Annotated in this window: 15 protein-coding genes and 1 pseudogene; 11 read left to right on the top strand and 5 right to left on the bottom strand. The window is 69.8% G+C overall.

Features of this window, described 5'->3' with window-relative positions; translation table 11 throughout:
• The 3 genes from glyA to ACFXB5_RS05800 all read left to right on the top strand — a co-directional run bounded on the left by glyA (nt 1) and on the right by ACFXB5_RS05800 (nt 4631).
• Nucleotides 1-1266: a serine hydroxymethyltransferase gene (glyA, locus tag ACFXB5_RS05790; RefSeq protein ID WP_385202823.1), complete on the top strand. Its 1266-nt coding sequence runs from the start codon at nt 1-3 to the stop codon at nt 1264-1266.
• Between the two features lie 170 nt (nt 1267-1436).
• Entirely contained in the window at nt 1437-2819 is a 1383-nt protein-coding gene (locus tag ACFXB5_RS05795) for an L-serine ammonia-lyase (RefSeq protein ID WP_385202826.1), read from the top strand.
• 15 nt (nt 2820-2834) lie between these two features.
• Complete coding sequence (locus tag ACFXB5_RS05800; RefSeq protein WP_385202828.1) at nt 2835-4631, top strand: hypothetical protein; 1797 nt, start codon at nt 2835-2837, stop codon at nt 4629-4631.
• Here the strand turns inward: ACFXB5_RS05800 and ACFXB5_RS05805 are convergent.
• On the bottom strand, nt 4549-6681 hold the full coding sequence (locus ACFXB5_RS05805) for an ATP-binding protein (protein WP_385202830.1): 2133 nt from the start codon (nt 6679-6681) through the stop codon (nt 4549-4551). The genes ACFXB5_RS05800 and ACFXB5_RS05805 overlap by 83 nt on opposite strands.
• Before the next feature lie 337 nt (nt 6682-7018).
• On the opposite strand from ACFXB5_RS05805, the gene ACFXB5_RS05810 reads away from it, so the two are divergent.
• The 5 genes from ACFXB5_RS05810 to ACFXB5_RS05830 all read left to right on the top strand — a co-directional run bounded on the left by ACFXB5_RS05810 (nt 7019) and on the right by ACFXB5_RS05830 (nt 12656).
• Nucleotides 7019-7708: a hypothetical protein gene (locus ACFXB5_RS05810; RefSeq protein ID WP_385202834.1), complete on the top strand. Its 690-nt coding sequence runs from the start codon at nt 7019-7021 to the stop codon at nt 7706-7708.
• A 1-nt stretch (nt 7709) separates the two neighbouring features.
• Entirely contained in the window at nt 7710-8333 is a 624-nt protein-coding gene (locus ACFXB5_RS05815; RefSeq protein ID WP_385202836.1) for a hypothetical protein, read from the top strand.
• Between the two features lie 106 nt (nt 8334-8439).
• A complete protein-coding gene (locus ACFXB5_RS05820; protein WP_385202838.1) occupies nt 8440-11058 on the top strand; it encodes an N-6 DNA methylase in 2619 nt (872 codons plus the stop codon).
• A 186-nt stretch (nt 11059-11244) separates the two neighbouring features.
• A complete protein-coding gene (locus ACFXB5_RS05825; protein WP_385202841.1) occupies nt 11245-11802 on the top strand; it encodes a carboxymuconolactone decarboxylase family protein in 558 nt (185 codons plus the stop codon).
• The gene (locus ACFXB5_RS05830; protein WP_385202844.1) at nt 11799-12656 is read left to right on the top strand and encodes an RNA polymerase sigma-70 factor; all 858 of its coding nucleotides are present in this window, start codon (nt 11799-11801) and stop codon (nt 12654-12656) included. Before ACFXB5_RS05825 ends, ACFXB5_RS05830 begins: the two co-directional genes overlap by 4 nt.
• Here ACFXB5_RS05830 and mca read toward each other — a convergent pair.
• Entirely contained in the window at nt 12613-13518 is a 906-nt protein-coding gene (gene mca / locus ACFXB5_RS05835) for a mycothiol conjugate amidase Mca (RefSeq protein ID WP_385202942.1), read from the bottom strand. The genes ACFXB5_RS05830 and mca overlap by 44 nt on opposite strands.
• 124 nt (nt 13519-13642) lie before the next feature.
• Between mca and ACFXB5_RS05840 the strand changes: the two genes are divergently transcribed.
• The 3 genes from ACFXB5_RS05840 (at nt 13643) to ACFXB5_RS05850 (ending at nt 19996) form a co-directional block, all read left to right on the top strand.
• On the top strand, nt 13643-14269 hold the full coding sequence (locus ACFXB5_RS05840) for a TetR/AcrR family transcriptional regulator (RefSeq protein WP_385202846.1): 627 nt from the start codon (nt 13643-13645) through the stop codon (nt 14267-14269).
• Between the two features lie 154 nt (nt 14270-14423).
• Nucleotides 14424-19610 carry an RHS repeat-associated core domain-containing protein gene (locus tag ACFXB5_RS05845; protein ID WP_385202849.1) on the top strand — a complete coding sequence of 1729 codons (5187 nt, stop codon included), beginning with the start codon at nt 14424-14426 and terminating at the stop codon, nt 19608-19610.
• 47 nt (nt 19611-19657) lie between these two features.
• Nucleotides 19658-19996, top strand: coding sequence for a hypothetical protein (locus tag ACFXB5_RS05850; RefSeq protein ID WP_385202852.1), 339 nt, complete (start codon nt 19658-19660; stop codon nt 19994-19996).
• 652 nt (nt 19997-20648) lie between these two features.
• Here ACFXB5_RS05850 and ACFXB5_RS05855 read toward each other — a convergent pair.
• The 3 genes and pseudogenes from ACFXB5_RS05855 to ACFXB5_RS05865 all read right to left on the bottom strand — a co-directional run.
• Entirely contained in the window at nt 20649-20873 is a 225-nt protein-coding gene (locus ACFXB5_RS05855; protein WP_385202855.1) for a DUF397 domain-containing protein, read from the bottom strand.
• On the bottom strand, nt 20873-21694 hold the full coding sequence (locus tag ACFXB5_RS05860; protein WP_385202858.1) for a helix-turn-helix transcriptional regulator: 822 nt from the start codon (nt 21692-21694) through the stop codon (nt 20873-20875). The genes ACFXB5_RS05855 and ACFXB5_RS05860 overlap by 1 nt, the downstream gene beginning before the upstream one ends.
• Nucleotides 21695-22501: 807 nt before the next feature.
• A pseudogene (locus tag ACFXB5_RS05865) lies at nt 22502-23812 on the bottom strand (diacylglycerol/lipid kinase family protein); the annotation flags it as partial.
• Nucleotides 23813-23939 lie beyond the last annotated feature (127 nt).

Below are 23939 nucleotides of genomic sequence, written 5' to 3' on the forward strand. Positions count from 1 at the left end.
ATGTCGCTTCTGAACAGCTCCCTGCACGAGCTCGACCCGGACGTCGCCGCTGCTGTCGACGCCGAACTCCACCGCCAGCAGTCCACCCTGGAGATGATCGCCTCGGAGAACTTCGCTCCGGCGGCGGTCATGGAGGCCCAGGGCTCGGTCCTGACCAACAAATACGCCGAGGGCTACCCCGGCCGCCGCTACTACGGCGGCTGTGAGCACGTCGACGTGGTCGAGCAGATCGCCATCGACCGGGTGAAGGAGCTCTTCGGCGCCGAGGCGGCGAACGTCCAGCCGCACTCGGGCGCCCAGGCCAACGCGGCCGCGATGTTCGCCCTGCTCTCCCCCGGCGACACCATCCTGGGGCTGAACCTGGCGCACGGCGGCCATCTGACCCACGGCATGAAGATCAACTTCTCCGGCAAGCTCTACAACGTGGTGCCCTACCACGTGGACGCCGAGACCGGTCTGGTCGACATGGACGAGGTCGAGCGGCTGGCCAAGGAGCACCGCCCCAAGCTGGTGATCGCGGGCTGGTCGGCGTACCCGCGCCAGCTGGACTTCGCCGCCTTCCGCCGGATCGCGGACGAGGTCGGCGCGTACCTGATGGTCGACATGGCCCACTTCGCGGGTCTGGTGGCGGCCGGGCTGCACCCCTCGCCCGTACCGCACGCCCATGTGGTCACCACCACCACCCACAAGACCCTGGGCGGTCCGCGCGGTGGCGTGATCCTCTCCACCGCCGACCTGGCCAAGAAGATCAACTCGGCGGTCTTCCCGGGCCAGCAGGGCGGTCCGCTGGAGCATGTCATCGCGGCGAAGGCGGTGTCCTTCAAGGTGGCGGCGAGCCCGGCGTTCAAGGAGCGCCAGGAGCGCACGCTGGAGGGCGCCAGGATCCTCGCCGAGCGCCTGACCCAGGACGATGTCCGGGAGGTGGGCGTCGCCGTCCTCTCCGGCGGCACCGACGTCCATCTGGTCCTGGTCGATCTGCGCGACTCCGAGCTGGACGGGCGGCAGGCCGAGGACCGGCTCCACGAGGTCGGCATCACGGTCAACCGCAACGCGATCCCGAACGACCCGCGGCCCCCGATGGTCACCTCGGGTCTGCGGATCGGCACCCCGGCGCTGGCCACGCGCGGCTTCACCGCGGAGGACTTCCGCGAGGTCGCCGACGTGATCGCGGAGACGCTCAAGCCGTCGTACGACGCGGAGGCGCTGAAGGCCCGGGTCACCGCCCTGGCCGACAAGCACCCGCTGTACTCGCACCTGTCCAAGTAATCCGGAGCAACCCGGAGCAACCCGGACCCGGGGGCGCGTCCGCCCTGGCGCGCCCCCGCCACCCACCACCCGCACCAACCCACGCACCACCCGCACCACCCCCTGCACGGCCCGCACGCTTCCCCGGCGGGCACACGCTTCCCCCGGCGTGCCGACGAAGGAGTCCCCCGGTGGCCATTTCCGTATTCGACCTCTTCTCGATCGGCATCGGCCCGTCCAGTTCGCACACTGTCGGCCCGATGCGGGCCGCGCGGATGTTCGTCCGCCGGCTGAAGAACGAGGGTCTGCTGGCCCACACCGCGTCCGTCCGCGCCGAACTCTTCGGCTCCCTGGGCGCCACCGGTCATGGCCACGGCACCCCGAAGGCCGTGCTGCTGGGTCTGGAGGGCCACTCCCCGCGCGATGTCGACGTCGACACGGCCGACGCCGAGGTGGACCGCATCCGCACCACCAAGCGGCTGCGGCTGCTCGGCGCCGAGATCGGCCCCGGCCACGAGATCGACTTCGACGACTCGGCCCAGCTGATCCTGCACCGCCGCCGCTCGCTGCCGTACCACGCCAACGGCATGACGCTGTGCGCGTACGACGCCGAGGGCCATCCGCTGCTGGAGAAGACGTATTACTCGGTCGGCGGCGGCTTCGTGGTGGACGAGGACGCGGTCGGCGAGGACCGCATCAAGCTCGACGACACCGTCCTCACCCACCCCTTCCGCACCGGCGACGAACTGCTGCGGCTCTCCCAGGAGACGGGCCTGTCCATCTCGGCCCTGATGCTGGAGAACGAGAAGGCGTGGCGCACGGAGCAGGAGATCCGGACCGGGCTGCTGGAGATCTGGCAGGTCATGGAGGCGTGCGTGGCCCGCGGCATGTCCCAGGAGGGCATCCTGCCCGGCGGCCTCAAGGTCCGCCGCCGCGCCGCCACCGCCGCCCGCGCCCTGCGCTCCGAGGGCGACCCGGGCGCCCGTGCCATGGAGTGGATCACCCTCTACGCCATGGCGGTCAACGAGGAGAACGCGGCGGGCGGCCGCGTGGTCACCGCCCCCACCAACGGCGCGGCGGGCATCATCCCCGCAGTCCTGCACTACTACACCCGGTTCGTCCCGGGCGCCGACGAGGAGGGCGTCATCCGCTTCCTCCTCGCCGCCGGCGCCATCGGCATGCTCTTCAAGGAGAACGCCTCGATCTCCGGCGCCGAGGTCGGCTGCCAGGGCGAGGTCGGCTCCGCCTGCTCGATGGCCGCCGGCGGCCTCGCCGAGGTCCTCGGCGGCTCCCCGGAGCAGGTGGAGAACGCCGCCGAGATCGGCATGGAGCACAACCTCGGCCTCACCTGCGACCCCGTCGGCGGCCTGGTCCAGATCCCCTGCATCGAGCGCAACGGCATGGCCTCGGTCAAGGCGGTCACCGCCGCGAGGATGGCCCTGCGCGGCGACGGCCGCCACCATGTCTCGCTCGACAAGGTCATCAAGACGATGAAGCAGACGGGCGCGGATATGAAGGTCAAGTACAAGGAGACGGCGCGGGGCGGGCTCGCGGTGAACGTCATCGAGTGCTGACGAAGGGGACGGCGAGTGGGATCGGCTGACGGTCCGGCGATACGGGTGCCGGTCGGGGAGGACTCGGAACGCTGGGCCAGCCGGGCGACGAGCCGACGGGTACTCCTGGTGGTGCACAACGTCACGTCCGCCGGCCGTCTGCTGGACGTGCTGCCGCTGTTCCACGACGACTTCCGGGTACAACTCCTGGTCACCTCGACCGAGTCATCCGCGTTTCAGGCCGGAATCGGCGAGTTGTTCGCGGAGTTGGGCCTGCCCGTGCTGCCCTGGGAGCAGGCATTGGCGACACCGGTGACCCTGGCGATCGCCGCGAGCTTCGGCGGTCAACTCCAGGACATAAAAGGCAAATTGGCCATCTTGTCGCATGGAGTAGGATACACTAAGAAATTGCGCGATCCGCGATCCGCGATCCGCGATCCGCGATCCGCGAACCACGAACCGACATTCGGCCTGTCGCCGGAGTGGCTGCTGGCGGACGGCAAGCCCTTCGTAGACGGCCTCGTCCTCTCACACCCGGAGCAGCTGGAGCGGTTGCGGCGGGTGTGCCCGGAAGCCGAAAGAGTATCCGCACTCGCCGGCGACCCCTGCTTCGACCGCATGCTGGCCGGGCGTCCCCACCGGGAGCGGTTCCGCCGCGCCCTGGGCGTGCGCCGAGGCCAGCGGCTCGTCGTACTGAACTCCACCTGGAATCCCGAGGGTTTCTTCGGAACCGGCGGCGACCAGGACATCCTGCCAAGCCTGCTCCCCCGGCTCGCCTCCGAGCTGCCCGCTGACGACTACCGGCTGGCGGCCGTACTGCATCCGAACATCTGGTACGGGCACGGACCGGGGCAGATACGCGTCTGGCTGGACCGGGCCCGCCGCAGCGGACTGACCTTGATCGACCCCGTGCACGCATGGCGACAGGCCCTGCTGGCGGCGGATGTCGTCCTGGGGGATTTCGGAGCGGTGTCCTACTACGCCGCGGCGTTGGACATCCCCGTACTGCTCGCGTCCGCCACGCAGGACCGGCTGGACCCGGAGGCGCCGCTCGCGACATTCGTCCGGGAAGCCCCTCGGCTCGACCCGTACGGACCGCTGCGCGGGCAGCTGGAGGACCTGCTGGCGCGGCATCGCCCGGTGGCCGGTGCGGCGGAGTTCACCAGCTCGGCCCCAGGCGCGTCGGCGGCACTGCTGCGGAGGCTCTTCTACACGCTGATGGATCTGCCGGAGCCCGCGGCTCCCGCCCTGTTGGAGCCGCTGCCGCTGCCGCCGTACGAGCCCCCACCGCGTACAGCTCCCCTGGACGTCCGTACGCGCGTCCGCGGAGCGGATATCGAGATCGAGCGCTCCACGGGGCACCCGTACGACGCGGTCGGCGAGAGGCACCTCGCCGTACATGAGGACACCCGGGACCCCAGCAGCCTGGCGCCGGCTGATGTGATCTTCCGTGAGGGGCAGCCGGACGACCCCCGCATGGGCGACCCGGAGGAGTGGACCGCCGAGGTGCTGCACCGGTATCCGCACTGCTCGCTCGCCGTGTACGTGACCGGCCCGCACAGCTGTGCCGTGCGTGGCCGGGATCACGGCGTGCTGCGGCTGTCGGCGAGCCCGGAAGCGGATGCCGATCCGGCGGCCTACGCCTCCGCGCTGTACGCGTGGCTGGCGGGCGGCGGTGCGGTGGCGCCGGATGGGACGACGCTCCGGGTGCACGCGGCCGACCGCGTGCACCCGGTGACGGTGACTCCCGTTACTCCGCCTGCTCGGCCGCCTCGCAGCGCAGCCGCAGACGGGCCAGATAGCCCAGATGCGGAGTCGCCTTTTCCGGCCTGAGCAGGCGCTCAGCCTCAGCGATCTTCGTCAGGGCTTCGGAGTCCTCACCGGCGTCGTGCAGCGTCTCGGCGAGGTCCGTGAGGGTACGGGCCTGGTTGTACGCCTCTCCCCGGTCCGCGAAGAAGTCCCGCGCGGTCTCCAGGCGAAGGCGGGACTCCGCCAGCTGCCCCAGGCCGCGCAGGGCGCGTCCCTGGTGACGCCCGATCAAGGCGAGGGCACGCGGAAGGTCCTCCGCGCCCTCCTGGCCAGGGGTGATCCGCCGGTAGACGCCCTCCGCCTCGACGAACCGCTCGTACGCCGCTTCGTACCGCCATCGGTTCAGGCACAGCAGGCCCAGGAACTCCACGGACGACGCCTCGCCCCGTAAGTGGCCCGCGGCGCGCTCACAGGCGACGGCGGCGCGCACCGCGTGTTCGGCCTCATCCCACCGTCCCGTCTCGCCCAGACAGTGGCCCAGTTGGAAGTGCAGGGCGCCCGCCATGCGGGAACGCGGCTGATGCTCGTCGGCGCACCGGGCCGCGCTCCGCAGGGCGGGCAGCACCTCGTCCCAGTGTCCGGCCTTCAGCTGAAGTGGCCACAGCGCGCGGGCCACTCGCAGGGCCTTGTCGATGTGCTGGTACTCGTCCGCCACAAGGACCGCCCGCACCAGATTCCCGGCCTCGGCCAGCAGGGCCGCCATGCCCTCGGCCTCGTCACCGTACGGAGTCCCCCGCTCGGGTGCGGGCTCGGTCCGCCAGCTCTGCGGCAGGGCCGCGTGGGCGGCGTGCAGCGCTCGGTTCAGCAGGCCGTCGAGCACCCGTGACACCGCCGCGAAGCACTCCGGGATCCCGTGCTCAGCGCCCGCGGCGTCGGCCAGATGGCGGCGCACCTCGGGCCGGAAGCGGTAACGTCCGTCCCCCACCGACTCCACCAACTGCGCGTCGGCCGCCGCGGCGAGCATCCGGGCGGCCTCCTCCTCGGCGACGGCGGCGGCGTCCGAGGCCAGCCGGGCGTCGATCGCGGGCCAGCCGCCCAGCGCGGTCAGCCGGCACAGCCGCGCCACCTCGGGCCCGAGACGGCGACACGCGTCCCGCGTCATGGTGTGCACCGGATGGTGCCCCGCGGGCTCGTCGGGCGGATCCGGGAAGGGCGGTTCCTCGGTCAGCAGGCGCATCGCCGCCGCCTTCAGGGCGAAGGCGTTGCCCGCGCAGGTGTCCAGCAGGACCGGCATCCGCGGCTTGGCCCGCGCGACTCGCTCGGGCCCGGCCACCTTCCTCAGCATCCTCAAGGCGTCCCGCTCACTCAGCGGAGGGACGGCGATACGCTCCGCCTCCAGCGCGAACGGCGGACCCGACGCCACCACCAGTAAGAACACCTCCGGCGTGGCCGGAACGAGGTTGCGGACCTGTGCGACCGAGGACGCGTGGTCGATCACCACCAGCGCCCTGCGGCCTGCCGTCAACCGCCGATAAAGCTGTTCACGTCCCGTCTCGGTCGGCGGAATCCGCTCGGGCTCGACGCCCATCTGCCGCAGCAGGCGCAGCAGGACGGCGGCCGGTTCCGGGCCATGGTCTCCGGCGGCGTCGGAGAGGTCGACATAGAACTGCCCGTCGGGGTACCGCGCGATCTGAGCGGCGCCCCAGTGCAGGGCCACCGCGCTGGTGCCGATGCCGGGCGGACCGTGCAGCAGCGCGGCCCGTGGCCGCCCGTCCGCGGCGCGGGTCGCCTCCCGCTTCAGCCGCTTGAGGACGGCCTCGCGGTCGGTGAAGTCCCGTGTGGCGGGCGGCAGTCCCGCCACGGGGCGCAGCGCCACCGCCGCGTCCGGCAGGCTCCGCAGCAGAAGGGCCCACTCGCCGGATCGTCGGCCGTCTTCACTCAGGCGCGGATGCATCTGGCGCGCCAGGGCCTCCCACCCCTCCGCGGTGGCCGGCAGCGGCGTCTCCCGGCCCAGGGTCCGTCTCACCAGCGCCCCCGTCGACAGGAGCACTTGCTTGCCGACTTCTCCGGCCGCGCCGTTCCCCGCCGCCGCGAGGAATGCGGTAAGCGCGCCCACCGTGACGATCTCGATCACACCGGCCCCTCCCCTGGTCCCGGTCCGGTCCCTGGCCGGACTGTATCCCCGCGGTACCCGCCCCGGAAAACCATTCGGCCTCGGCGGCCTCGTCCATGGCCCGCCTGGTGCGCACGCGGCACCATCCCGCGCACTAAATCGCGTAGGCCCCTACGCAAGATTTTCTGATAGCGTCTCAACCGCCAGGAAAGAGAGTCGGTTTGAGACGGGCAGACATCACAACGGCTGCCCATGACAGAGCTATGCCCCGGGGCGCTTGCTATGCCTAGGCGCACACCGGGGCTTACACGACGACCATACCTGGCGTCAACGGTGGAATCAATCGTGCGGGGGTGTAGTGCGTACTCAGGAGTCAAGCCTCGGCGCGGTCGCCAGGGCCGTGCGGGCGGAGGTCTTCTCCCCGCCCGGCAGCCTCTGCTCTCCCGAGTGTGACGGTGCCCTGCGCTGGTACGCCTGGGAAGTCGAGATCGCCTCGGCCTTCTTCGCACTCCTGAGGCACCTGGAGCGGACACTCGGACACGCCATGGCGAAGCAGCTCACGGCGCGGTTCGGCCGGGTTGACTGGTGGGACCACCCCGAGATCGACCTCCACCATGTCTCCCGGGGCAAGATCACGGCCATCCACAAGAAGCTCGCCCGCGACCGCCGGCGCGTGCTCACGGCCGAGGCCGTGCGGCGTGAGCTCACGCTGGGCTTCTGGGTCTCCCTGCTCGGCCCCGGCAACGACTACGAGACCCGGCTGTGGCGGCCCACGCTCCGACTCGCCTTCCCCTCGTATCGTGGCCCCAGGAAGCCCCTCCACCAAGACCTCGACGACCTGCGCAAGCTGCGCAATCGGGTGGCCCACCACGAGCCGGTCGGCGCCCGGGACCTTGCCGCCGACCGCTGCTCGGCCTATCGGGTTCTCGGGTACCTCTCGGCGGATGTGCACGACTGGGCTGCTGCGGACGACCCGATTCCGCGGTTGCTCTCCGAGCGTCCGACCCCCTGCCGACAGGCACTCCCCAAGCCCCGTGAGGAACTCTGAGATGTCCGGGTACGAGCAGCGTCCGCTCGGCGAACTGTGCGAGATCGTGCCCGGCCCCTCCGGCGGCCTCCTGGAGGAGCTGTCGGCGGGCATCGAGGGAGTGCCCGTCATCTCACCCCCCGACCTCACCGGCCATCAGACGGTGGACACCAGCCGCGTCCGGCGGGTGAGCAGGGAAACGGCGGAGAGCCTGGCCACCCGCTACCGGCTCCGTGCTGGCGACATCGTCCTCGTACGCCAGTCGACGACGGGCCTCGGACGGCAGGCTTTGGTGACCCGGGAACAGGAGGGATGGCTGTTCGCCACCTCCTGTCTGCGGGTCGCCGTGACGAGCGACCGGCTCCTCCCCTCCTATCTGCTCCACTATCTGGGCCACGCCCCCGTGCGCCGCTGGCTGGCCAACCGGGCCAATCCCGGGCAGGCGGTGGAGACCCTGACGACGGCGAACCTGGCGCAGTTGCCGGTGCTGTTGCCGGGCCTTGAGAGGCAGCGGGCACTGGCGGGCGCCCTTGACGAGATCAACACACAGCTACGGACGCACGAGGAGCTGAGCCGGCGACTGGGCCTGCTCAGCCGGGCCGTGCTGACCGCCCAGCTCGGAGACGCGCGGCTGGAGGGACGCTGAGCAGCGGTTCCTCGTGGCCGTAGGCTGCTCTCCGGCGTTCCACCGTTCGCGACGGCCGTGCGAGGGTGGGCCGCCGGGCAGTACATCAGCAGAGGGAGTTTCGTACGTGGCAAGGCTCACGCTCGCCCAGTTGGAACGCCATCTGTTCGCGGCGGCGGACCTCCTGCGGGGCACGATGGACGCGGGCGAGTACCGCGACTTCATTCTCGTCCTCTTCTTCCTCAAACGCGTCAACGACGAGTTCGACGCCGCCCGAGAAACGATCATCGATGAGGAGATGACGGCGGGGGCCACCCTGGAGGAAGCCAAGCAGGTCGCCGACCACTCCGAGAGCTACGCGACCCGCCAAGTGCTGTACGTGCCGGAGGCGGCCCGCTGGAAGCGGGTGTCCGAAGCGGTGCGGGATGTGGCGGGCCACTACCTGCATCCCGCTCTTGACGAGTTGGAACGGAACAACCCCGCTCTGCGCGGCCTTTTCGATCACATCGACTTCCACCGCATCGGCGGCGGCTCGGGCAGCGGCGCCGCCTCCACGAAACTCGCCGCCGACAAGCGGCTCGCGGCCTTGATCGGCCATTTCGGCAGCCTGCGCCTGCGCGGCGAGGACTTCGATTTCCCCGACATGATCGGCGCCGCCTACGAGTACCTGCTCAAGGGCTTCGTCGACTCGGCGGGCAGCAAGGGCGGCGAGTTCTACACCCCCCGCGCGGTCGTGCGCATGATGGTGGAGCTGGCCCGGCCCACGGCGGACCAGAAGATCTACGACCCGTGTCTCGGCTCCGGTGGCATGCTCATTCATGCCAAGGAGTACATCGAGGAGCACGGCGAGGAATCCGGTGGCTTGCTGCTTGCCGGTCAGGACGCCAACAGCGGCTCCTGGGTCATGGCCACCATGAACATGCTGTTCCACGGCGCCGACAACTTCTGGCTCAGTACCGGCGACGTCCTCAGCGATCCGGCACACCTGGACACCGGATTCGACCTGGTGCTCAGCAACCCGCCGTTCTCCATGGACTACACACTGGCCGAGGTCGAGCACCTGTCGGCCCGCATGCCGTACGGGGTGACCTCGGAGCGCGGCAAGGCCGACCTGATGTTCCTCCAGCACATGCTGTACCAGGTCCGCGACCGGAGCGGCGCCGTCTTCAGTGTCATGCCGCATGGGGTCCTGTTCCGTGGCGGCGCGGAGCGCGCCATCCGCACCGAGCTGCTGAACGCGAACCTGATCGAAGCCATCATCGGACTGGCCCCGAATCTGTTCTACGGCACCACCATCCCCGCCTGCGTCATCGTGCTGCGCGCCCCGGGCGGCAAGCCGCGCCACCAAGGGAGCGACGTGCTCTTCATCAACGCCGACCGCGAGTACCATGCGGAGCGGGCCCAGAACGTGCTGCTGCCGGAGCACATCGAAAAGATCGTCTCCACGTACCACCGCTTCCGCGACGACGAGGAGTTCGCCGGGGTGGACGGCTTCGCCCGTCGCGTCAGCCGCGACGAACTGGCGGACAACGACGACAACCTCAATATCCGCCGGTACGTGGACAACACCCCGCCGCCCGAGCCGCAGGACGTCCGGGCGCACTTGCAGGGCGGCGTGCCGCGTTCGGAGATCGAGGGCAAGAAGCGGCTGCTGGACGCGTACGGGATCGGCATCACAGATCTGTTCGTGGAGCGGGCTGGCGACCCGGATTACGTGGACTTCCTCCCGGAGGGCCAGCGCCCGGACGCGGCCCGGCTGGCGGAGCTGGCGCGGACGCGTGAGGACGTGCTGCGTGCGGAGTTCGCCACGTGGTGGCTGCGGGAGGCCGAGCAGATCGCGGCGCTCGCCCCGGTGGAGGGCAACGACCGTACCGAGAGCGAGCGGCGCAGGCAGCTCGCCCGGCTCCGGGCGGACTTGATCGAGTCGTTCCGTAGCGAGCTGCTCCAGGTCGGGCTGCTGGACGAGTACGCGCTGGCGGGCGCCGTCGCCGGATGGTGGCAGGACGCGCGAAACGAGCTCAAGGCCCTGTCGGTGGGTGGCTTCACGGGCGTGGTGGACGGCTGGGTCGAGAACGTCGAGACGATGCTCGCCCCGGAGCGTGACCCCAAGACGGGCGGAGCGCGCAACCGCTCGGGCGCGGAGCGGCGACAGGCGTACGACCACAAGGTGGTCGCCGCCATCGCTCCTGATTTCCTGGAGGAGCTGGCGGCGGCGGAGCGCCACAAGGCGCAGCTGGACGCGAAGCTCAAGGCGGCGCAGGAGGCGGAGGCCGCCCTGGCTGAGGCGAGAGCGGAGGCCGAGGCGGGTGAGGGCGATACCGGATCCATCGACCCGGCCCTCGCGGAGGCGGTGCTCAGCAGGGCGGAGATGACCAGGCTGAAGAAGGACCGCGCGGCGGCCGGTAACGCGGTCAAACGGCTGGAAGCCGACTTCCGGCCGCCATATATCGTCGCGTCTCCTGGTGCCGCCGCCAATGAGCCGGCACAACAGGCTCGCCTCGGCCGGGCCCGCGAGGCGCTGGCAGCGGAAGAGGACGGTGAACGTCGGGTGGTGCTCGGCATTCTGCGCGACGACCTGGCCGGGCAGCTGGAGGTTCACGTGGTGCGCCACCGCCGGGAGTTGATGGAGGCGTACCGCGTGTGGGAGGACAAGTACGCGGTGTCGATCCGGGAGATCGAGACTCGGCGTGAGGAGGCCGCGAAGCGGCTGGAGGGCTTCCTGGAGGAGTTGGGTTATGCGGGGTGACGCGTTTGAGGTCCGCCACGTGCCAGTGGGTGAGCTGGGCGAGGTCAGGATGGGCAGAAGCTGATCTATCGCCTGCGGCCGGGTGATTTCGGTGAGCGCCCGCCGGATGTCACACTCCGGCGGGCCGCCTTGTCGCACCTGCGGAAGTCATTGCCACCACAGGTACGACACGATGGAGAGCCCGCCATGGCCCGTATCCCGCTCACCCCGCCCGGCACCCTGCTCAACCGCATCGGCGCCTGGTACTCCCGGCGCACCTACGGCAAGGTGCTCGACCCCGGTCTGGCCGTCGGCCACAATCCGCGGGTGCTGCTCACCTACGTACGGCAGGAGCGCGGTGCCGCCAAGTGGAACCGCCTCGACCCGGGCCTCAAGCACCTCGCGGTCATGGCGGCGGCGGCCAGGATCAACTGTTCGTGGTGCATGGACTTCGGCCACTGGGAGGCCGGCAACCTGGGGCTCCCGATGGACAAGATCTCCAAGGTGCCGCGGTGGCGCGACCACGAGGACGCCTTCACCGAGCTGGAGCTGCTCGTCCTGGACTACGCCGAGGCGATGACCGAGACCGAGCCCCGCGTGACCGACGAACTCGCGGCCGCCCTGATCGAGCGGCTGGGTGAGGCGGCGTTCGTCGAACTCACCGCTATGGTCGGCCTGGAGAACTACCGCTCGCGCGTCAACAGCGCCTTCGGCCTGACCAGCCAGGGCTTCTCGGACGCCTGCGAGGTACCGTCGCGGGCGTGATCGACACGACCACCTTCGAAGAGCACCGGCGGATGCTGTTCGGCATCGCCTACCGCATGCTCGGCTCCGTCGCCGATGCCGAGGACGTGGTGCAGGACGCCTGGCTGCGCTGCAGTCAGGTGTCCACACCGGTGGAGAACCCGGCGGGCTATCTGGCCCGTACGGTCACCAACCTCGCGCTCAACCGGCTCACCTCGGCCGCCGCCACCCGCGAGCGGTACGTCGGGCCCTGGCTGCCCGAGCCGCTGGTCACCCGGCCGGATATCGGCGAGGAGGTGGAGCTGGCCGAGTCGGTCTCGCTCGCCATGCTCGTCGTCCTGGAGAGTCTGTCGCCGCTGGAGCGGGCGGTCTTCGTGCTCAAGGAGGTGTTCGGCTTCTCCTTCCGGGAGATCGCCGGAATGCTGGACCGCGGCGAGGCGGCCGTACGGCAGGTGGGCAGCCGGGCCAGGGCCCATGTCCGGGCCCGCCGGCCGCGTTACGACGCCCCGGCGGAGGTGCGGCGGCAGGTCACCGAGGAGTTCCTGGCCGCGTGTCTCGGCGGCGACCTGAACCGCATGATGGAGCTGCTCGCCCCCGATGTGACGGCGTGGAGCGACGGCGGCGGCAAGGTGAAGGCCGCCCTCCGCCCGCAGCGGGGCGCGGACAAGGTCGCCCGTTTCCTCGCCGCCGTCATCGCCCAGCCGATGGAGGACCCCCAGGTGCACGTGGTGGACGTCAACGGCCGGCCGGGACTGCTGCTCACGGTCGCGGGCCGCCCGGACACGGTCGCCTGTGCGGAGGTCGAGGACGGGCGCATCACCGAGATCCGCATCATCCGCAACCCGGAGAAGCTGCGGCACCTGCCGCCGCCGTAGGCCGCGGGGGGCGGCGCACACCGGCGAACAGGTCGTCCTCGGGAGTCGCGGCATCGATGTCGGCATCGACGGCGACGTGCGACCGGGCCAGGTGGTAGTCCTCAGTGGGCCAGACCTGCCGCTCAACGTCACGATCATGAAGCATGAACCCGGCGTTCGGGTCGATCTGCGTGGCGTGCGCGAGCAGCGCCCGGTCCCTGGTCGCGAAGTACTCCGCGCACGGCACCCGCGTGGTGATCTCCAGCCCGGCCTCGGGCAGTTCGGCCAGCACCTCCCGCATGCCCGAGTCCAGGCCCCGCGCGGTCATGGCGTCGTGCAGAGCCTGGAACCAGGGTCGCGACAACCCGCCCTGGTAGTACAGCTTCAGCGGCCGCCAGGGTGCGCCCGCCTCGGGATGGCGGCCCGCCTCCCCCGCCGCGTCGAAGGCGGCGACCGTCACCTGATGGGTCCTGATGTGGTCCGGGTGCGGATAGCCGCCGGTCTCGTCGTACGTGACGACCACATGCGGGCGAAAGCTCCGGATCAGCCCCACCAGCCGCCCAGCCGCCTCCTCCAGCGGCGCGAGCGCGAAGCAGCCCTCGGGCAGCGGCTCGCCCGGCCCCGGGAGCCCCGAGTCGACGAACCCCAGGAAGTGCTGCCGCACCCCCAGGATCCGGCGGGCCTCGGCCATCTCGTCCCGCCGGATCGCGGCGAGGTTCTCCCGCACACCGGGCCGGTCCATGGCGGGGTTGAGGACATCGCCACGCTCCCCTCCGGTGCAGGTGACCACCAGCACCTCCACCTCCACCTCCTCGGCGGCGTACTTGGCCAGCGTGGCCGCGCCCTTGCTGGACTCGTCGTCGGGGTGGGCGTGCACGCTCATCAGACGCAGGTTCAAGCGCACTCCTCGGGATGGCTCGCGGTGACTGAGTGACTGACGAACAGAAAAATAGCCCGCACACAAATTTAGGTCAACCACAATTTTATACTCATGCGAGGATGGGGCCATGACAGCAGGACTGCGTGAGCTGAAGAAGCGGCAGACGCGCCAGATGATCTCCGACGCCGCGACCAGGCTCTTCATGGAGCGCGGCTTCGAGGCGGTGACCATCGCCGAGATCGCGACGGCCGCCCAGGTGGCCAAGATGACGGTCACGAACTACTTCCCACGCAAGGAAGACCTGGCCCTCGACTACCACGAGACCATCACCACAGCCCTGGCCCGGACCGTCACGGACCGCCCGACCGGCGAATCCGCCCTGACCGCGCTGCGCCGCGCATACCTGGCCGCGGTCGAACGTCACGACCCCGTCGTCGGCTTCTCCAGCCCGGAGTTCGCCCGGATGCTCACCGACAGCCCCACCCTGACCGCGAGACTCCGCGAACTCCACGACCAACGCGAGGAAGCCCTGGCCGAAGTCCTCACCACCGAAACCGCCACCACCCACGACGACCCCACCCCCCGAGCCGCGGCCGCCCTCCTCACCGCCGCCCACCGCACCCTGTTCCACCACGTCCAGACCCTCACCCGCGCAGGCCACCCCACCGAGGAAATCGCCTCCACGGCAACCCGCTCAGCCGAGAAGGTCTTCGCCCTGCTGGAGCCGTCCTTGGGCGACTACGCGGTGCGCTGACCCGTCAGAGCTGACCGAGATCGACACCGAGGGCCCGCACCGAGCGCGGATCCATGGGCGACATGCCCATGAACTCCCTTGTACGTGACCGCTGTTCGACTTAGCGTGACGGATCACCGGCAACGTTGAGGGGGCACGGGGCGTGGCGTTCTGGATGGCTGCGACGTCGGTATGGGCTGTGTTGCAGCTGCTGTTGCTGTCCTGGCCGGTGCGGACGGTGCGGTGGCCGACGGTGCTGCTCGCCTTCGGGGTGGGCGCCTACGGCTGCGGTGTGCTCTCGATGGGGCTGGAGCTCGTGGTGGCTCGGCAGTTGGCCACCGCGCGGGGGGCCTCACTGTCGGCCGTCATGGATGAGGTGTCGTGGACGACGGCTCCGGTGGTGGAGGAACTGATCAAGATCGCGCCGCTCCTGGTCGCGGGGTGGGCGCTGCGCCGGCGGATGCAGTGGGGTCTGGCGGACTTCGTGGTGCTGGGCGGGGCCGCCGGGGCGGGGTTCGGTCTGCTGGAAAAGCTTCTGATGTACGCCGAGTCCGCCGGTAAGGCCGTTCCCCTGGATGACGGCGGCTGGCAGATCGCGGAGGGGCTGATCGACCACCCGTATGTTCCCGGCCTCGGGCAGATCGTCGGCAGCTGGTTTCCCTCACCGACCGGCACCGTGGAGGTCGGAGGGCCGGTACTCCCCTACGAGGCGCACATCTTCACCAGCGCGCTGGCCGGGCTGGGGGTGGGCCTGCTGTGGTGTGGTGCCCGCGTTGTGACCCGGGTCGCGGCACTGGTGCCGCTGGCCGGGGCGGTGGCGATCCACTGGGTGACCAATTACGCCGCGGTCTTCCAGGGCAATGAATCGGCGATGGAGTGGCGGGAGCGGCTGGCCGGGGAGTGGGGGCTGTGGATCATCCTGGGGTGCCTTGCCGCCGCGTGGGTCTGGGATCTGCGCCGGTCCCGCCTGGGGCGGCGCCGCGCGCCCGACGTCGCGCTGGCGGCCGAACGCCAGGGCCGGACCGCCCTGGAAACTCTCTCCGGGTACGCCCTGCTGCGTCTACCGGCCACTTGGTTCATCGCCCTGGGTTACGCCCGGCGGCGCCGGGCGCTGCTGTACGCCACGGCCCACCCCCGTACCCGCGCGGAGAAGCTGGAGCCGCTGCGCGCGTCGGTCGTCGAGCGGACCCACCGTATGGACGCCACCCACAGCCAGGAGGCATGGCGTGGCGTGACCTTACGGCAGCTGTGGCACCGGGCCCGGGAGCAGCGCCCCCGCTGGCCACGGCAGGAGAAAGTCCTCCTGGTGCTCAGCCTGCTGCTGGCCGTCCCGTCCGTGGCGTATCTGGCGGTGGGCTCCTTCCCGTCCACGAAGGATCTGCAGGAGTACTTCACCGGGGGCACCGGGCTGCGCATTCTGGTCGGCGTCGGCCTGGGCGGGCTGGCCCTGACCCTGTGGCGCCTGATCTCCGCCGTACGCGGCTACCGGACCGCGGGCGCGGCCCCGCTGGGCGAGGCCGTCGCCCTGGTCCAGTTCCGCATCGCCGTCTGCGCGGGCTCGCTCGTCGTCGGCGTCCTGCTGCTGTCCCGCTGGTCGGCGATCGCCGACGGCGAGGCCCCCCTGGCGGGCTACCGCATCCTGGGCACCGACCGCTTCCTCCTGGAGAAGCTCCTCGAGACCGGCCTCCCTCTCCTCCTGACCCTCGCCATGTTCGCCATGCCGTACGCGCTGCCCCTGGAGCTCGCCATGGGCGGAGGGCTGGCGGAGACCCTGCTGATGGGCCTCGCCCCGCGCGCTCTGGCCCCGATCGCCTCACGCATCGGAGCCAGGCTGGCGGCGCGTGAGGCGACGCAATGGGCGCGCGGCGCGCTCCGGAGCCGTGCCCGGGGGGCGTTCTCCCGTACCTGGGACCGGGTGCGGCACGGCCGTACCGATCCGGTGGATCTGGCGACCGGGCGGATGTTCCTGCCGCAGACGGATGTGGAGCTGCCGGGTGTGCTGCCGCTGGTGTTCTCCCGCCGGGTGGACTCCGGGTACCGCGCCGGGCGGTGGTTCGGCCCGACCTGGGCGTCGACGGCCGACCAGCGACTGGAGTCCGACGAGCAGGGCGTGGTCTTCTTCACCGAGGACGGTCTGCTGCTGGCCTATCCGCATCCGGTGCCGGGCGGCGCCGCGGTCCTGCCCGCGGAGGGTCCGCGGTGGCCGCTGACACGGACGGCGGACGGGGTTGCGTACACCCTCACCGACCCGGACGCCGGGCTCGTCCGCACCTTCACCCCGTACCACGACGGAGCGGTGGCACTCCTGCGGGAGATCGCCGACCGCAACGGCAACCGCGTCACCTTCGCCTACGACGCTTCCGGCGCCCCCCTCGAGATCCTCCACAGCGGCGGCTACCGGCTGCGGCTGACGTCGGAGCACGAGCGGATCACCGGCCTGTGGGTGGGGGATGTACGGGTGATGGGCTACGGCTACACCGACGGCCAACTCACCGAGGTCACGGGCTCCTCGGGCCTGCCGCTGCGTTTCGTCTACGACCGGGCCGGGCGGGTCACGTCCTGGATCGACACCAACAACCGCTGGTACGCCTACGCCTACGACGAGCGGGACCGGGTCGTCGCCGAGGGCGGCGAGGGCGGCCACTACACCCTCCGCATCGACTACGACGGAGTCGACCCGGACTTCCCGGGTCTGAAGGTCACGACCCTGACCTCACCGGACGGTGCGATCACCCGCTATCTGATCGACGAGGCACACCAGGTCGTCGGGGAGATCGACGCGGTCGGCGCGGTCAGCCGCACGGCGTACGACCAGGCCGGCCGTACGATCGCCGAGACCGACCCGCTGGGCCGCACCACCGGCTTCCGCTACGACGAGCACGGGCATCTGACGGCCGTGATCCGCCCGGACGGCAGCGAGATCAGCGCGGTGCCCGACGCACAGGGCAACCCTGTACGGATCACCGACCCGGACGGCGCGGTGTGGCACCAGACCTTCGACGCGGCCGGCAACCGAACCACCCTCACCGACCCGCTCACCGCCACCACCCGCTACCTCTACGATCCGCGCGGAGGTCTGCTCGCCGTCACCGACCCACTGGGCGCGACCACCCGGGTGCGCTGCGACGGGGCCGGGCTCCCCGTCGAAATCACCGACCCGCTGGGAGCCACGACCTGCTACCAGCGGGACGCGTTCGGCCGCGTCGTGGCCGAGACGGACCCGCTGGGCGCGGTGACCCGCTACGACTGGAACCCGGAGGGCAAACTCCTGCGCCGCACCGGGCCGGACGGATCGGCGGAGTCCTGGACATACGACGGCGAGGGCAACCGCACCACCCACACCGACCCTGTCGGCGGTACGACGGTGTACGAGTACACCCACTTCGACCTGCTGGCCGCCCGCACGGGCCCGGACGGGGTCCGCTATACGTTCGCCTACGATGCGGCGACACGGCTGACCGGGGTCACCAACCCCCAGGGGCTGACGTGGGATTACGTCTATGACCCGGCAGGCCATCTGATAGCGGAGACGGACTTCGACGGCCGAAGGGTGATCTACGAACACGACGCGGCGGGCCAACTCCTCTCGCGTACCGACCCGCTGGGCCAACGCACCGGCTACGTCTACGACGCGCTCGGCCGCATAGTGACCCAGGACGCCGCCGGGCGGGTATCGGCCTTCCGCTGGGGCGCGGCCGGAGAACTCCTGGAGGCCGTAGGCCCGGACACCGAGCTGACCCGGGCCTACGACCCCGTGGGCCGCATGCTGTCCGAGACGGTGGGCGGCCGCACCCTGCACCTGGCCTACGACCCGGCAGGACAGCTTGTCCGCCGCCGCACTCCGGCCGGAGCGGAGACAACTTACGGCTACGACGCGGCGGGCAACCGAACCGCCCTGGCCATCGGGGACCGCGTCCTCACCTCGGCACACGACGCGGCGGGCCGCGAAACCACGCGCCGTATCGGCGACGCCCTCACCCTCACCAGCACCTGGGACCCGCTCGGCCGCCTGACCGCGCAATCACTGACCGGCGCACCCAGCCATATCCACCGGGCGTACGCCTATCGAGCCGACGGCCACCTCATCGCGATGGACGACAACCTGTCGGGCCGACGCACCTTCGACCTGGACGCGACAGGCCGGGTGACAACCGTCCACGCCGACGGCTGGACCGAGACCTACGCCTACGACGCGGCGGGGAACCAAACACACGCGAACTGGCCGAGCACGCAACCCGCCCAGGAGGCGACGGGCCCCCGCACCTACACCGGCACGCGCATCACCGGCGCGGGCTCGGTCCGGTACGAACACGACGCGGCGGGCCGCCTCACCCTCCGCCAAAAAACCCGCCTGTCGAAGAAGCCCGACACCTGGCGCTACACCTGGAACGCCGAAGACCGCCTGGTATCGGTCACCACCCCCGACGGCACGGTCTGGCGCTACCTCTACGACCCCTTCGGCCGCCGCACCGCCAAACAACGCCTCGCGGCCACGGGTGACGTCGCCGAGGAAACCACCTTCACCTGGGACGGCCCCACCCTCGTAGAGCAAACCACTGACACGCTTAATCTCCCCCATCCCGTAACCCTCACCTGGGACCACGATGGCCTGCGCCCGGTAGCCCAAACCGAACGCATCACCGAAGCCACCACCCAACGCGAAATCGACACCCGCTTCTTCGCAATCGTCACCGACCTGATCGGCACCCCCACTGAACTCATCGATGATTCAGGCACCACCGCCTGGCACACCCGCACAACCCTCTGGGGCAACACGACCTGGGCCGCCGACAGCACGGCCTATACCCCTCTGCGCTTCCCCGGGCAGTACTTCGACCCCGAAACCGGCCTCCACTACAATTTCCACCGCTACTACGATCCGGATTCCGCCCGCTACCTAAGCCCCGACCCCCTGGGCCTCGCTCCAGCCCCCAATCCGGCAACCTACGTCCAAAATCCCCGCACCTGGACCGACCCTCTCGGGCTGGCTCCAAAATGCTTGAACGTACTGGGAAGGGACGGTAAAGACACCAATGAAAACTTCATATCTGGATCGACGCAAGGGCAACACCTAGCCGACGACTTGCGCCGCGAATCAGCAAGATCTCCCTTCAACGAAAACGGCTGGCTCACCCCGAGGGCAAGAGCAAAATCGCAGCGAATAATTCCCGGCGAACAGATCGGCAACCCCGAGGTTCGCAGGCTCATGACTTCAGACGGCAGCTCACTCAGCGACTGGGGAAAATACACAACGCTCACACATCAGTCACCTTACGGTGATTTCCAGGTTCACTACTACTACAATCAAGCCACGGGACGAATGCTGAACTATGACTACAAAGTCATCATGAATAGGCGGTAGCAAAGATGCGCGCCAGGTTCACGCCACCACGAACCGAAGACTCCGTGATGCTGCAAGGCACCGACACCCTAAAAGAGGAAAGGGAATACATCGTCCTTGAAATTTTTACACCCTACGGCAGAAGCGCACTTTTCCGGATCGAATTCGCGGAGAGCGAGAACCCGGCATTGTTCGACAGCAGGGTTTTCACCGTGACCTCAACCGCCCTGCCACCGACTTGGCGCTACGCAAATTACGAAACAGGGTCGTTCACCCTGTGCCCAGAACCATGGAGCCGACCGGGTTTCTGGGAGTCCTACTACGATCACGAGCCTTCAGCTCTGGAAGTTTACGAGTCAGAAAAGCAAAAAATCATCACCGCCTCACGGCCCACCATGGCGGACTGAACCATCCCGAACTGAGACGTCCGGCGGCTACCGGGTCGGCGAGGACAACGCCAGAAGCTAGGTTCAGGCATGGACGAAGAAATTCCACTCCATGTGCAACGCGAAGGGCAGGAGTTGCAGTGGAAGATGACAGTCGAGAGAGACGGGCCATGGCACTTGCGCCTGGAATCACCTCATGGCGTTGAAGCCACAGCCACGGGCAACAACGTGTTCGAAGCACTGCGCTCCATGCGGCCCGGCCTTGCGTCAAAAGGGGTAGAAGTCTGCTGCCACGGCGCACGAGTCGATGTGAGACCTTCCGGGCTGTCAGCATCGCATGGCGCTTGGATGGTCTACGCTCTCCGTCTGTGGCGGCCACCCACCGTACGGGACCTTGTTCCGACTTTTGGCTACTGCCCTGCCAAACTCACTGGCTCAGTGGAAGAACAAGATGCCTACTGGGAAAAGCACCTGAAGAGCAGGAAGAACTGGTTCAATTTCATCAACCCGGTGTGGTGGATCTACTTCCTTACGGCTTCGTGGGGCAGACCTAAGAGGCTGGATCACCCACGCCGACATTCCGAGAACTCTTGACGCATGGAGGGTGGCGTGGGGCGCGGCCCCGTTGCTCTCATGTGCGCGCGAGGACGACGAGGCCGCTCGGTGCGGCGCCTCAGAGCGCGGGGAACTTTCCGCTGCGCACGGCGCTCGTGAACGAAGTCCACGCCTCCACGGGGAAGACGAGGGCGGGGCCTGCCGGGTGCTTGCTGTCGCGGACGGGGACGACACCGGCAGTGGCGGCTATGCCGGGCGCGAATTCCACGCACTCACCTTCATTGCCGTTGCTGTAGCTGGACTTGACCCACTCAGCACGGGACAGGTCGAGGGCAATCCTCATCAGGTGTATTCCTCCATTGCACTACGGATCATGGACAGTGACTGTTCGGGATGCAGAGCGGCAGCCCGCAGTCGGTCGTAGGTAGCTGTCGCGTTTGCCACCGCTTCCGGTGAATCGATGAGCTGGCCTGCAATCGCCGTGTCCGCGTAGGCGACGTTGGGCCCTTCGTCGAAGGTCAGGACCGTGAAACTCTCTGCCGCTGGGGATGCCCCCACCGCGAACGGTAGTACCTGAAGGGTGAGGTGCGGAGACTCCGCCTCCTTCAGGAGGTGAGCGAGCTGTGCGGCCATGACCTCTGGGCCGCCCACCGCAGTGCGTAGGCAAGTCTCGTTCAAGACACACCAGAGCAGCGGAGGCGCGTTCTTCTCCATCACCTCACGCCTCCGCAGCCGTCGCTCGATCTTCGCGTCGATTTCGTTGGCGCTCGCCCGGGGATGCGCGGCCTGGAAGACCGCCCACGCGTACTCGGGGGTCTGGAGCATGCCCATGACCAGCGCCGCCGAGTAGTTCGAGATGCCTGTCGCCTGCCGCTCCAACTGCACGTACGGCACGAACCAGTCCGGATAGCCGTGCTGGCTGGCCCGCCTCCGCAGGCGCGCGAACGTGCCCGGCGTGCCGAAGACCCGGTCGCACGCGTCGGCGAACTCGGGGCTGGCCAAGCGCTCGCCCGCCTCCACCTTGGCCACATATTGCTGCCCGTAGTTGGCCTTCAAGCCCAACTCCCGCTGGCTCAGCTCCCCCTGTAACCGCCAGGTCCGTACCTCGGCTCCGAGGAACGCCGCCCCGCTGGACGGTTCCTGGCCTTCCTTCGCCTCACTCACCTGTGGTTCTCCCCTCACCCCAAGCCTCTTGGTGTGCCCCGATCCCTGTTGCGCGCGGCCCCGCAGGGCAACGCTGGGAGTACACAGAGTGGTTAAAGCTCGCAAGACACATCCCGGTCAGGAAGAACCCCCCCATGGTGTTTCCCTCCGAACACATCACCGAATCCACCCGACATCGCGTCGCGGACCGGGTCACCCGCGAGATGCGGGAAGTGGCGCGGCGACGTGGCTGGAGTTCGGCGGGCCCGGCCGAGCCACCGGTGGGAGGGACCCCGTACGTCCTCTTCTGCGGGGCGCTCCCCGAAGACCTCGCACGGCGCCGACAGCTGCCCACACCCACACCCGCATCCACACCGGAGAGTGACCGTTGAACGACACCTGCCCCACCTGCCGCCACTACGCGGCACTGCGCGAACAGGCCAGACGAGCCGGTGACCACAGCAAGGCCACCGACTACGAGGTACTGCGCCGACGCCACCCCGCCCACACCGTCCACATCCCCCGCCAGCCCGAAGGACGAGCCGTATGAACCACCAGCTCGGTCAGCCACAGCCCAGCACCCGTCCAGTGCCCGCCCCCGGCCAGGTGGCGTACGACCCGGCCAGTGGCCGTACCGGCGTGGTGCAGGCGGTGCACAGCGTCGCCGAATTGTGCTTCGACCACCGGATGAGCAGCGATCGCGTCGCGTTCCTCCGGCCGGAGCGAGGCGGCGTCGAGTGGACGGCCGACGCCCGGGCCCTCCGTTTCCCGGCGGACGGGGAAGGAGGTGCGCGGCACCCGCACGCGCCGTAGGCGCGATCGGTGCGGCCCGCGCCCCGCCGCCGTCCTGACGGTGGTCAGCGCCAGTCGCCGCACCCTGTGCCAGTCCATGGCAGGTCTGCCGGCCGGTATCCCCGGGCGGTGTCTCGGGACCCGTACGCGCAGGGCGCCCGGCGCGATGTGGCAGTGGAGGGGAGTCCGCAGGGTGAGGGGTTCACCGTCCACGCCGACCGGGACGGTCGGCTCCCGTGTGTCTACGGCCACGTCCCGGACGGTCGCGGATACCACTCCGGGCGCGTTGGGGCCGCGCAGCAGTCCGGCCGCCTGTGCGGCCGAGTCGACCGTGACCGCCAGTACGCCGAGGACACCGGCGTCCAGCCGTTCGCGCCGCCCCAGGCCCGCCGGATCGCCCGCGCGGTACGGGTTGTTGCTCACCAGGACGGCCTGTGGCCGGTCCATGACGAGCTCTCCCGCCCTCACCACGAGATCCGGCCCCGTCTCGTGGGTCAGCAGGTCGGGGAGGAGCTGAAGGGTGGTACGGACCTTGTCGTCGCGGTAGGCGGGGCTCTGGACAACGGCCGCGTAGGCACCGAACGAGGCGTTGTTCACGAACACGCGCTCGCCGATGAAGCCGAGGTCCACGCGGAGCTCGACACCGTCGGTGAGCGCCTCCAGGCAGGCCGACGGGTCGTCCCGGTCCAGTCCGAGGTCCAGGGCGAAGTGGTTGCGGGTCCCGGCGGGGATCACCACGAAGGGGACACCGCGCTCGGCCGCCACCCCTGCCACCAGGGCTTGCGTGCCGTCGCCGCCCGCCACGCCCAGCAGATCGGCGCCCTCCTCGACGGCGCGGCGGGCGAGCCCGGCCACGTCCACGGGATGATCCGGGTCCAGGACGGCCACCCGCGCGCCCAGCGCCTCCGCCTTCTCCGGCAGGCCGAACCGGCCGACCTTCCCGCCGCCGGAGCGCGGATTCATGATCAGGAACGGCCGTTCCGGCGGTGCGACCCGGCGTTCCCCCGGGCGCTGGGGCCCGGTCTCCTCCGCCAGCGCGAACCGCCCCGAGGCGACCGCCAGCGCCCAGAGCGCGAGGGAGACCAGCACCACCCACAACAGCCCGGCCAGCACGTACAGGACCAGGACGGCGACCGGCGCAGCCACCGCCAGCACGACGGCCAGTGCCCTGACCAGCCCTCTGTGGACGAGCGTCCACCACACGCCCGCCAGCGTGACCGCCGTCCCGCTCGCCCCCACCGCGACCAGCACCACGCTCCGCGCCCCGGCGAACAGGAGAAGGACCACCACCGCCATGGCGCCCGCGACCAGGGCCAGGCGTGCCGTCCAGGGTGCCGCCGACGTCATGTGACCTCCCGAGGGCAGGGGCGTGAGGCGTCGGGTAGGGCGGTCCCACGGGTACCCCGCGCGGGGCTCGCCACCGCGCCATCGCGCCACCACACCGGCTCCCGGCTTCCGGCTCACCACCGCGAAT

The organism is Streptomyces sp. NPDC059455 (assembly GCF_042750115.1).
Taxonomy (GTDB): domain Bacteria; phylum Actinomycetota; class Actinomycetes; order Streptomycetales; family Streptomycetaceae; genus Streptomyces; species Streptomyces endocoffeicus.